The following is an 11256-nucleotide window of genomic DNA, read 5'->3' as shown; positions in this document are numbered from 1 at the left end:
CGGCAAGCTGGCCCGCCAGCGCGAGAGCTTCGGGGGCGGGACGGGAGGCCGCGAGCAGCTTTGCCAGCGCGACGCGCCGGGCTTCGGGGGCGATGGGCGGGTGGGCCTCGCCGGGGCCATCCAGCCCGGCAAGCATCGGCCCGGCTTCCCAGCCCTCGACCTCGTCCGGGTCCATGTCTCCGGCGGGGACCATGCGGGGCAGGAGCAGCGCCTGGCCTTCGCTTTCGCGGACGAACGCCTCGGTCAGGGCGCGGATCGAGCGGCGCGTGGGCAGCAGCAGCAGCACCCGCGCGAGTTCGAGCGGATCGGGATAGCGGGCGAGAAGCCCGGCGGCGAGATCATCCGCGAAAGGGCGATGCGCGGGGATGGTGAACAGGCTGCCCCGTGCGGACGAGGAGGCCATGCGAGGCCCGGCGCCGGAGGGCGCCATTTCTGATTCGGCGTCGGAGGACGCCTTTCCGGTTTCGGCGTCAGAGGACGCCTTCCCTGTTTCGGCGTCAGAGGACGCCTTCCCTGTTTCGGCGTCAGAGGACGCCAAGCAGCATCTCCGTTTCCTTCACGGCGGCGGCGGTGCCGACATCGAACCACAGGCCCTGGTGCACCACGCCATAGAGGCGGCCATCGGCGGCGGCCTTGTCCCACAGGCGGTTCATGGAGAAGGGCTCGACCGCGACCCCGTCGAACAGGGATTTCGACAGCATCTGCAGGCCGGTATAGACGAAAGGGGCGACCCGGCCCGGCCTGCGGCGCGACACGCGGCCCAGCGGATCCATGTGAAAATCGCCCGGCCCGCCATGGCAGTTGGCGCGGGCCAGCGGCACCAGCAGCAGCAGCGCATCCATCTGCGCCGGATCCCAGCGGTTCGCCAGCAGCCGGGCCGCGCCGACGGGGCCGTCCACCCAGATATTGTCGGCGTTGATCGACAGGAACGGATCCGCGTCGATCAGCGGCAACGCCTTCGCGATGCCGCCGCCCGTTTCCAGCAGAAGATCCCGCTCGTCGGAAATCCGCGCCTCCTGATCCATGCCGCGCGCCGCCAGATGCGCCTCGATCCTGTCGGCCATGTAATGCACGTTGACGACAAAGCGGGTCACACCACCGGCCTTCAGCGTGCCCATCGCGCGATCGAGCAGGGTGCGGCCCGCCACCTCCACCAGCGGCTTCGGGCGCGTCGCCGTCAGCGGACGCATGCGCTTGCCGAGCCCTGCGGCCAGCACCATCGCGGATGCGGGAACCGCCGTCACCGGCACCACGCCGCCCGCAGCGCAAGCGGGACATGGGCATCGAACCACTGTTTCACCGGCGCGAGCGCCGGATGGGCGAGGTTGCGATCAAGATAGGACCAGACGCGCGGCAGGCGCTCGACATAGCCCTGCCGGCCGTCGCGGTCGCGCAGGCGCACGAAGATACCCAGGATCTTCACATTGCGCTGCGCGCCCAGCACCTCATAGGCGGCGCGGAATCCGGCGCCGGAATCGAACCGGTCCAGCATCGCCTGTTCCAGTTCGGGCGAAACATCGCGCCGGGCATCCTGCAGCAGCGACACCAGATCATAGGCCGGGTGGCCCGCCAGCGCGTCCTGAAAGTCCAGCAGCCCCAATCCCTTCACGCCCGGCCGATCCAGCAGCATCAGATTTTCGGCGTGATAGTCGCGCAAGGTGACAACCGGGTTGCGCGCCGTTTCGGCCAGCACCCCGCCCCACACCGCATCCCAGGCGGCAAGATAGGCTTCATCGTCCACCGGGATTCCGGCGGCCTTCGCATACCAGTCCGGGAAGAGCATCACTTCGCGGGCGAGGACGGCCCTGTCGTAGGGCGGGAGGGCGGAGGGCTGCGCCGCGCCGTGCAGCGCCGCCAGCAGATCGACCGCCTGCGCATAGACCGGCGCTTCCAGATGCGGCTCCGTCTTCAGGACGGGACCGACCAGCCTGTCCCCGAAATCCTCGATCAGGAGGAATCCGCGATCGAGATCGCGGGCAAGGATCTGCGGCGCGGAGAATCCCGCGTCCACCAGCAGGTCCGCGACGGACAGGAAGGGCTTCACATCCTCATGGGCCGGCGGGGCATCCATCAGCACGGCGCGGCGGGCCGGCTCCTCCACCCGGAAATAGCGGCGGAAGCTGGCGTCTCCGGCGAGCGGTTCCACCGCTGCCGCGCCCCATCCCGCCTTTGTCAGGAAGTCTCTGGCGCCGTCGCGCGGAATCATGGAGCAGCCTTCAAGTCGGTGGCGAGCAGCGTGGTGAACGGATCGGGCGCCACGCGGAACGGATGGGAGAATGGGTTCGAGAAGGCCGCGATCAGGAACAGGATCAGGCCCGAAAATGCGCCGAAGCTGGAGATCAGGAGGCGGTTCGCGCGCGTGGGGGCGAACACGAAGAAGGGGATCGACACCAGCGCCAGCCCTGCAATGGCCGGAATCCAGAACACGCCGCCGGAGCGCGTGTGCGCGACTTCCCCCCTGAGCTGGCGGAACCGCGCGATATCCGTGAGCCGGTCGAGCATCTGGTCGCGCAGGCGGGCTTCCCTGAGGTTGGCGGGCTGAAGGTTCAGCACTGCCTGATACGCCCGGTCCCGCGCCGCCCACCCATCGCCGCTCAACCGGCGCTCGGTGCCCAGCAGTTCCCATTCCGGCCCGGAGACGATTTCGACATAGTCCCGCATGGCCGTCCGGATGACCGGCGCCGAAGGGCCGCCGTGGCGGCCGGCATCATGCCACACATCGGCCACGCGGACGGCTTCCTCGGCGAAGCCGCTGCGCACATCGTTGAAGCCGCTGAGTTCCTGAGCATAGACCAGCGCCAGGATCACCCCGTAGAGAGCGGCCACCCGGAAGCCGACCGTCTGGCTGAGATCCCGCGTGGCGAGCGAATGGCGATAGCCGTCTGGCCCGGCTTCGCTGGCGTCCGGCCGGATGAGGCGGCGCACGACCGCCGGAACGGCGAGCGCGAGCAGGATGCCGCCGCCGATCCACAGCAGCGCCAGCGCCACATCGAGCAGGACTTCAGGAACTGCGCCGAACGGCATTCAGGAAGAAACCCGGCGGAATCACGCGAACGGCCATCGGCCTTCCCAAGCGGCGGGCGCGTCCCAAGTCAAGCGCCTGTCCGGGCCGCCGGCGCCCTCCAGCCTGAGCCACAGCCGATCCGGCCAGATGGTGTCGCCCAGCCGTTCGGGCCATTCCAGGATCAGCGCGCCATCCAGCAGCCAGTCGTCGAGCGCGAGCGGCTCCGCCTCTGCCGCGGACGACAGCCGGTAGAGATCGGCATGGGCGACGGGCGGATCGAGATCCGCATAGGTCTGCACCAGCGTGAAGGTGGGGCTGGGTACTTCGCCCCGATGCCCCAGCCCTTCGAGGATGGCGCGGGCAAGCGTCGTCTTTCCCGCGCCCAGATCGCCGGACAGGGCAATCACGTCGCCCGCGCGCAAAAGGGGCGCAAGCCGGGCGCCGATGGTGCGGAGCCCGGCTTCGTCCAGCGTCAGTGCCATGTCAGTAGCGGTAATGATCCGGCTTGAACGGGCCTTGCGGCGTGACGCCGATATAGGCGGCCTGCTTCGGCGTGAGCGTCGTGAGCTTCACGCCCAGCTTTTCGAGGTGCAGGGCCGCGACCTTTTCATCCAGATGCTTGGGCAGCACATGCACGCCGAGGCTGTACTGGTCCGCCTTGGTCCAAAGCTCGATCTGGGCCAGCACCTGGTTGGTGAAGCTGGAGGACATGACGAAGCTGGGGTGGCCGGTGGCGCAGCCCAGGTTCACCAGCCGGCCCTTCGCCAGCACCAGGATCTTCTTGCCGTCGGGGAATTCCACCTCGTCGACCTGCGGCTTCACCTCGGTCCACTTCATGTTGGCGAGGCCGGCGATCTGGATCTCGCTGTCGAAGTGGCCGATGTTGCACACGATCGCCATGTTCTTCATCGCGCGCATGTGATCGACGGTGATCACATCCTCGTTCCCTGTCGCCGTCACGAAGATGTCCGCACGGGTGACGGCGTCTTCCATGGTGACGACTTCATAGCCTTCCATCGCGGCCTGGAGCGCGCAGATCGGATCGATTTCGGTGATCAGCACGCGCGCGCCGCCGTTGCGGAGCGAGGCCGCCGAGCCCTTGCCCACATCGCCGAAGCCCGCGACACAGGCGACCTTGCCCGCCAGCATCACGTCTGTCGCGCGGCGGATCGCATCGACGAGCGATTCCTTGCAGCCATAGAGATTGTCGAACTTCGACTTGGTGACGCTGTCGTTCACGTTGATCGCCGGGAAGGGCAGCTTGCCCTTCTTCGCCAGCTCATAGAGGCGGTGAACGCCCGTGGTGGTTTCCTCGGACACGCCCTTGATGGCGGCGACCGTCTTCGTGAGGTAGCCGGGGCGTTCGGCGAGGAAGCGCCGGAGGGTGGCGACGAAAATCTCCTCTTCCTCGTTGCCGGGCTTGAACAGCTCTTCCCCGGCTTCGACGCGGGCACCCCACAGCGCGAACATGGTGGCGTCGCCGCCGTCATCCAGGATCATGTTGCAGGTGGTGTCGCCCCAGTCGAAGATGCGGATCACATAATCCCAATATTCTTCCAGCGTTTCGCCCTTGACGGCGAACACCGGGATCCCGCGCGCGGCGATGGCGGCGGCGGCATGATCCTGGGTGGAGAAGATGTTGCACGAAGCCCAGCGGATGTCCGCGCCGAGTTCCGCCAGCGTTTCGATCAGAACCGCCGTCTGGATCGTCATGTGCAGCGAACCGGTGATGCGCGCACCCTTCAGCGGCTTCGACGCGCCGAATTCCGCGCGCAGCGCCATCAGGCCCGGCATTTCGGTTTCGGCGATGGCGATTTCCTTGCGGCCGAAATCGGCCAGGCCGATGTCTGCGATCACATAGTCGGTGAATGCGGAATTGGTCGCCACGGGCGATGCTCCTGAAACGGGGAAATATGGCGCCGGCATAGCGGCTCGGCAAAACACTTGCAACTTTCTTTAAGTCTTTATGTGGCGGGCGGCGATTGCCCGCGCGGGCCTTGCCCCCTAGGCTCGTGCGATGGATCTGGCACTGGCAATGGCCCCCGCGGCGCTGGCGATCGCGGCTTCGCCCTTCGGCATCATTCCCGCGATCCTGTTCCTGTTCACGCCACGGCCGAGGGCGGGCGCCGGCGCCTTCCTGGCCGGATGGCTGCTGGGTATCGCGGCGGGCTTCCTGCTGGCGGCGCTGGCAGGCGCCTGGCTGGCGGACTGGTCCCCCGGGCCGGCGCTGCCCTGGGTGAAACGGGGGCTGGGGGTGCTGCTGATCGGGCTGGGGGCGCGGAACCTGCTGGCGCGCGGAAAGGCGGCGGAGACGCCCGGCTGGATGCGGGGCATCGAGACCGCCACGCCGGCCGCTGCCGCCCGGCTGGGGCTGATGCTGTCGCTCGCCAACCCGAAGGTGCTGCTGCTGGCGCTGGCGGCGGGCGCGCTGGCGCTGGAGGCGGGGCTGGCCGTGGGATCGGGACTTGCCGGGTCTGCGCTGCTGTTTGCGGCGGCTGCCTCGGCGACCGTGGCGCTGCCGTTGCTGGCGCATCTGCTGCTGGGCGAGGCGGCGCTGCGGCCGCTGGGCCGGGCGCGGGACTGGCTGGTCGCCAACAACGGCCTTGTGGTGGGCGGCGTGCTGGCGCTGATCGGGCTGAAGCTGCTGCTGGGCTGAACCGGCGTTCAGCCCTTTGCGGCGTGGCGTCCGATCGGCATGATCTCTTCGCGCTCCACCACGAAGGGGGGCGGGTAGCCGGCGGCGGCGAAGGTGGCCGCGATCGCCTTGTTGGTATCGAAATAGACCTGCCAGTAGTGATCCGTGTGGCAGTGCGGGCGGACGCACAGCAGCGTGCCGAGTTCGTTGAAATCGAGAATTTCGACCGTGGGCGCGGGATCCGTCAGCACATTGGGGATGGCGGCGAGGGCGGGCATCAGCTTCCCGATGGCGGCGAGCGGGTCCACCCCGAAGGCGAGCTGGGCCTGGCGTTCGACCCGGCGGTGCGGATTGGCGCTGAAGTTGCGGATGACATCGCCCGAGACCTTCCCGTTGCCGACCACCGTCATCACATTGTCGGGCGTGGTGATGACCGTGTTGAACATGCCGATTTCCATCACGGTGCCCTCTACGCCGCCCGCGACCACATAATCCCCCACCTTGTAGGGGCGGAAGATGATGAGGAATGCCCCGGCGGCGAAATTGCCGAGCAGGCCCGACCAGGCCGCGCCGATCGCGAGGCCGACGCCGGCGAGGAGGGCTGCGAAACTGGTGGTCTGAAGGCCGAAGAAGCCGAGGATGGCGACGACGAGCAGGATGTTGAGGACGACGCCCAGGATGTTGGCGATGTAGCGCTGGAGGGTCGCATCGAAATTGCGCGCGGTGAGGATGCGGGAGAGGAGGCCGATGGCGAAGCTGATCAGCCAGCGGCCCACCATGTAGAGCGCGAAGGCCGCCGCGATCTTGAGACCTGCATCGAGCAGGATCGGTGCGGTGCGGTCCCACAGGCTGACGATATCGGCTTCCATCCTGATCCCCCAACTGTCATCGGCATCGCCTGATGCCCCGGATGAGGCTGCCGGATTGTGCCATTTCGCGCAATCCCGTCCGTGGTGCGCGAATTTTCATCTGCGCCATCTTCGGCTAGGTGCGCGCGGCCATGGCCGACTTCGACCCTGCCCTGCCCTTTGCCCTGTTGTGGGATTCGGATGCCCATGCCGCGCGGCTGTTCACCGGGCAGGCGGAGCTGCTGGAAACGACCGACGTGGCGGCGGCGCTGGACAGGCTGCGGCAATGGGCAGCGGCGGGCGACTGGGCGGTGGGGGCGCTTTCCTATGAGGCGGGGCATGCGCTGGAGCGCCGGACGGCGGGGCTGCCGCGCGGGCCGGGCTGGGTTCGGTTCACCCGGCACCGGGCGTGCCGGCTGCTGGACCGGGCGGCGCTGGAAGAGCTGCTGACCCCGTTCCGGGGGCGGGCGATGGCCGGCGCGCCGGAGCCGATGGTGGATCGCGAGGACTGGCTGGCGGCGGTGCGGCAGGCGCAGGACTTCATAGCCGGCGGCGACATCTATCAGGCGAACCTCACCTTTCCGGCACGGGTGCCGCTGGCGGGGCATCCGCTGGCGCTGTTCGCGCGGCTGTTCACGCCCGAGGCCGCGCCGCTGGGCGGGATCGTGCATGCGGGCGGCGGGCGCTGGTGGCTGAGCCTGTCGCCGGAGCTGTTCTTCGCGCTGGCGGACGGGCGGCTGACGGGGCGGCCGATGAAGGGGACGGCCCCGCGCGCCGCGACCGGCGCGGACGACCGGGCGGCGGCCGAGGCGCTGGCGGCAGACCCGAAGAACCGGGCGGAAAATCTGATGATCACCGACCTGATCCGCAACGACCTGTCGCGGGTGGCGGTGCCGGGCACGGTGAAGGTGCCGCGCCTGTTCGAGATCGAGACCTATCCCAGCCTGCACCAGATGACCTCCACGGTGACGGCCGCGCTGCGCCCGGAGCAGACGGCGGTGGACGTGCTGGCGGCGCTGCACCCCTGCGGATCGATCACCGGCGCGCCGAAGATCCGGGCGATGGAGATCATCAGCGCGCTGGAGCCGCACCCGCGCGGGCTCTACACCGGCAGCCTGGGCTGGATCGGGCCGGACGGGCACTGCGCCCGCTTCGCGGTTGCCATCCGCACGCTGGAGGTGGAGGGGCGGTCGGCGCGGCTGGGGCTGGGCGCGGGCATCGTGGCCGACAGCGTGCCCGAGGCGGAATGGGCGGAATGCCTGGCGAAGGCGCGCTTCCTGAGGCCGTCCGCGCCGCGCAGCCTGATCGAGACGATGCGGCTGGAGACCATCGGCATTCCCCGGCTGGCGCGGCATATGGACCGGCTGGAGGCTTCCGCGCGGCGCTTCGGATTCCGGTTCGACCGGGAGGCGGCGGAGGCGCAGCTGATGGCGCTGGCTTCAGCCGGGCCGCGACGTGTGCGGATGCTGCTGGAGGCCGGCGGGCATGTCGCGATTCAGCTGTCCCCCATGCCGCCTGTGCCCGTGGGGCCGGTGGCGGTGGCGGTGACGCCCCTGCCCGTGCGGGCGGACGACTGGCGGCTGGCGCACAAGAGCGGCGACCGCGCCTTTTATGACGAGGCGCGCCGAACGACCGGGGCCTTCGAATGCCTGTTCGTGCGGCCCGACGGGCTGCTGACCGAGGGAAGCTTCACCAGCCTGTTCGTGGAACAGGGCGGCCGGTTGCTGACACCGCCGCTGGCGCGGGGGTTGTTGCCCGGCGTGCTTCGCGCGGAGCTGATCGCAAATGGATCGGCCGAGGAAGCCGATCTGTCGATCGACGACCTCGGCCGGGGTTTCCTTGTCGGCAACAGCCTGCGCGGCCTCCTCCCGGCCGTGCTGACGGAGGCGCGATCAGGCTGAAACGGCGGTCCGGCGGCGCAGCGACGCGCCGACGAGGCCGAAGCCCGCGATCAGCATCGCCCAGGTCGCGGGCTCGGGCACCGGATCCGTCGGCTCCAGATGCTCCACCCGGACATTGTCGAGCAGATAATAGGACGGGTTGTGCTGCATGCGGAAGCGCAGCTGCGAATTCGCGGCCGACGCGACGATGTCGTAGACGAAGCTGGAATAGCCGAGGCCCGAGCTGTAGCTGCTGTTCACCAGCGTCTGCCCGGCGAAGTCCGCGCGGAACTGCTGCCCGCCGGATGCAGCGTACATGTCGAACGACACGCGATAGGTTTCACCCGCCACCGTCGCGATGTTCTGGAAGATGCCGCCGGAGTTGTTGACCGCGCCGAAATAGGCCTGGCGGACGCCATCCGTGGGCGACTGGCCCAGCGTGGAGCCGGTGGTGCCGGTGAAGTTGGTGTTCCCGAACTGCTGCCAGCTGGAAAAGCCGGTTTCGAAGCTGGGATTGCTGACGAGATTGGTGGCGGCCATCGCCGGCATGGCGGCGGAAGCCAGCAGAATTGCTGCGAAGAATTTCATAGTCCGACCCTTGCGTTTCTTGGACCCGCACGATGTGCACGAGCCTCGATTGCAGGGCGGCTGTAGCAGATCGCCGGATTCCAGACTGTTAACGACCTTCAACATGGCAGGCCCGATCGTCCACCCGGGAAATGGGCCGGGCATGACGCTGCCGCCTTGGCAAGCGCGGCTTCAAACTCTACTGCACCGCCTGACTTTTCCTGGCCCGAGGACTCGACAAGATGCCCCTGCTTTCCGCCGCCATCAACCGGATCGCCCCCTCCCCCACGATCGCCGTCACCAACAAGGCGGCCGAACTGAAGGCGCAGGGGCGGGACATCATCGGCCTTGGCGCGGGCGAGCCGGATTTCGACACACCGGACTTCGTGAAAGAGGCCGCGATCGAGGCGATCCGCCAGGGGCAGACGAAATATACCGCCGTCGACGGCACGCCTGCCCTGAAGAAGGCGGTGCAGCACAAGTTCCGGCGCGACAACAATCTGGACTATGCGCTGGACCAGATCAGCGTGAACGTCGGCGGCAAGCAGACGATCTTCAACGCGATGGTCGCGACGCTGGACCCCGGCGACGAAGTGGTGATCCCGGCCCCCTATTGGGTGAGCTATCCCGATATCGTGCAGTTCTGCGGCGCGACGCCGGTGATCGTGAAGTGCGGGCTTGAGCAGGGCTTCAAGCTGACGCCCGAGCAGCTGGACCGGGCGATCACGCCCGCGACCAAGTGGCTGATCCTGAACTCGCCCTCCAACCCCACGGGCGCGGCCTATAGCGAAGCCGAACTGCGCGCGCTGGCCGATGTGCTGCTGGGGCATCCGCATGTCTATGTGCTGACCGACGACATGTACGAGCATATCGTGTTCGACGATTTCCGGTTCCGCACCATCGCCGAGATCGAGCCGCGCCTGTATGAGCGCACGCTGACAGTGAACGGCACCAGCAAGGCCTATGCGATGACCGGCTGGCGCATCGGGTTCGCGGGCGGGCCGGCGCCCATCATCAAGGCGATGGCGAAGATCCAGTCGCAGTCCACCTCCAACCCCTGCTCTGTTGCGCAGGCGGCGGCGACGGCGGCGCTGATGGGATCGCTGGATTTCATGAAGCCGCGCAACAAGGCCTTCCAGGACCGGCGCGACCTGGTGGTTTCCATGCTGAACCAGGCGGCGGGCCTGTCCTGCCCGCGGCCCGAAGGCGCCTTCTATGTCTATCCGGACTGTTCCGGGCTGATCGGCAAGACCACGCCCAAGGGGGTGGTGCTGGCTACGGACGAGGATGTGGCGGCCTATTTCCTGGAGACGGAGGGCGTCGCGGTGGTGCATGGCGCGGCCTTCGGCCTGAGCCCCGCCTTCCGCATCAGCTATGCCACCTCCACCGAGGCGCTGACGGACGCCTGCCAGCGGATCCAGCGGGCCTGCGCCGCCGTTTCCTGACCGGGCGTGGCGACGGCCGCATCAGATCCGGAAGAAATGCGGGCGGTTTCCTGAGGCTACACCTGGCGTTCAGCAATGGGCTATAGGGTGGCGCCATGCGCTATCACCCGACGCCAGACTGGCTGATCGCCGAACGGGAGGCGACGCCCGAATCCCTGTGGCTGAACCGGCGGCAGATCGTTGCCGGGATGGGACTGGCGGGGCTGGCCCCGCCGCTGCTGGCCGGGACGGACCCGGCGCAGCTGGCCCCGCTGAAATCGCGGCGGACGATTGCGGCCGGTGACGAGCCGACGCCGCTGAAGGCGGTGACGGGCTACAACAATTTCTATGAGTTCGGGCTGGACAAGTCCGACCCTTCGGAGCGCGCTGGAAGCCTGCGGCCTTCGCCCTGGACGGTGCGGGTGGGCGGACTGGTCCACAAGCCGTTGATGCTGGACGTGGATCAGTGGATCGCGCGGCTGTCGCTGGAGGAGCGGGTGTATCGCATGCGCTGCGTGGAGGGCTGGTCCATGGTGATCCCGTGGGTGGGCTTTCCGCTGGCCGGGCTGCTGAAGGCGGTGGAGCCGATGGGCAGCGCGAAATATGTGCGCTTCACCACGCTGGCCGATCCGAAGCAGATGCCGGGCCTTTCGCTGCCCGCGCTGGACTGGCCCTATCGCGAGGGGCTGCGGCTGGACGAGGCGATGCATCCGCTGACGATGCTGGCGGTGGGCCTGTATGGCCGGCGCCTGCCGAACCAGAACGGCGCGCCCATCCGGCTGGTGGTGCCGTGGAAATATGGCTTCAAGTCGGCCAAGTCGATCGTGGCGATCGACCTGGTGGAGCGCCAGCCGCTGACCAGCTGGAACCAGAGCCAGCCTTCGGAATATGGCTTCTA

11 protein-coding genes and 1 pseudogene are annotated in these 11256 nt (G+C 68.2%); 4 read left to right on the top strand and 8 right to left on the bottom strand.

Annotation, left to right across the window (positions count from 1 at the left end):
- The 6 genes and pseudogenes from ACE3O8_RS06970 to ahcY all read right to left on the bottom strand — a co-directional run.
- Positions 1–403, bottom strand: a pseudogene (locus ACE3O8_RS06970) (double-strand break repair protein AddB); the annotation flags it as partial.
- Positions 404–524: 121 nt separating this feature from the next.
- Complete coding sequence (locus ACE3O8_RS06965) at positions 525–1220, bottom strand: nucleotidyltransferase family protein (RefSeq protein WP_374388161.1); 696 nt, start codon at positions 1218–1220, stop codon at positions 525–527.
- A gap of 20 nt (positions 1221–1240) precedes the next feature.
- Positions 1241–2206, bottom strand: coding sequence for an aminoglycoside phosphotransferase family protein (locus ACE3O8_RS06960; RefSeq protein ID WP_374388159.1), 966 nt, complete (start codon positions 2204–2206; stop codon positions 1241–1243).
- Positions 2203–3024 (bottom strand): hypothetical protein, encoded by an 822-nt coding sequence (locus ACE3O8_RS06955; protein WP_374388157.1) that lies wholly within the window; start codon positions 3022–3024, stop codon positions 2203–2205. The genes ACE3O8_RS06960 and ACE3O8_RS06955 overlap by 4 nt, the downstream gene beginning before the upstream one ends.
- A gap of 21 nt (positions 3025–3045) precedes the next feature.
- A complete protein-coding gene (tsaE, locus tag ACE3O8_RS06950) occupies positions 3046–3486 on the bottom strand; it encodes a tRNA (adenosine(37)-N6)-threonylcarbamoyltransferase complex ATPase subunit type 1 TsaE (RefSeq protein WP_374388155.1) in 441 nt (146 codons plus the stop codon).
- A gap of 1 nt (position 3487) precedes the next feature.
- Positions 3488–4891, bottom strand: a complete 1404-nt coding sequence (ahcY, locus tag ACE3O8_RS06945) for an adenosylhomocysteinase (protein WP_374388153.1) — start codon at positions 4889–4891, stop codon at positions 3488–3490.
- Between the two features lie 130 nt (positions 4892–5021).
- On the opposite strand from ahcY, the gene ACE3O8_RS06940 reads away from it, so the two are divergent.
- On the top strand, positions 5022–5660 hold the full coding sequence (locus tag ACE3O8_RS06940; protein WP_374388151.1) for a GAP family protein: 639 nt from the start codon (positions 5022–5024) through the stop codon (positions 5658–5660).
- Between the two features lie 8 nt (positions 5661–5668).
- On the opposite strand, the gene ACE3O8_RS06935 is transcribed toward ACE3O8_RS06940, so the two are convergent.
- Positions 5669–6508, bottom strand: coding sequence for a mechanosensitive ion channel family protein (locus ACE3O8_RS06935; protein WP_374388149.1), 840 nt, complete (start codon positions 6506–6508; stop codon positions 5669–5671).
- Positions 6509–6639: 131 nt separating this feature from the next.
- Here ACE3O8_RS06935 and pabB point away from each other — a divergent pair, with 131 nt between their 5' ends.
- On the top strand, positions 6640–8388 hold the full coding sequence (pabB, locus tag ACE3O8_RS06930; RefSeq protein ID WP_374388147.1) for an aminodeoxychorismate synthase component I: 1749 nt from the start codon (positions 6640–6642) through the stop codon (positions 8386–8388).
- On the opposite strand, the gene ACE3O8_RS06925 is transcribed toward pabB, so the two are convergent.
- Complete coding sequence (locus ACE3O8_RS06925; RefSeq protein WP_374388145.1) at positions 8380–8955, bottom strand: PEPxxWA-CTERM sorting domain-containing protein; 576 nt, start codon at positions 8953–8955, stop codon at positions 8380–8382. The two genes, pabB and ACE3O8_RS06925, sit on opposite strands and share 9 nt — an antisense overlap.
- A gap of 221 nt (positions 8956–9176) precedes the next feature.
- Here ACE3O8_RS06925 and ACE3O8_RS06920 point away from each other — a divergent pair, with 221 nt between their 5' ends.
- Positions 9177–10379, top strand: a complete 1203-nt coding sequence (locus ACE3O8_RS06920) for a pyridoxal phosphate-dependent aminotransferase (protein ID WP_374388143.1) — start codon at positions 9177–9179, stop codon at positions 10377–10379.
- Between the two features lie 95 nt (positions 10380–10474).
- Positions 10475–11256: protein-methionine-sulfoxide reductase catalytic subunit MsrP (msrP, locus tag ACE3O8_RS06915; RefSeq protein ID WP_374388141.1), on the top strand; the 782-nt coding region annotated here is incomplete at its 3' end.

Origin of the sequence: Sandaracinobacter sp., from assembly GCF_041909755.1 — a bacterium.
Taxonomy (GTDB): Bacteria; Pseudomonadota; Alphaproteobacteria; order Sphingomonadales; family Sphingomonadaceae; genus Sandaracinobacteroides.
The sequence above is the reverse complement of the archived record's forward strand: the minus strand, read 5'-3'. Positions and strand labels throughout refer to the sequence as shown.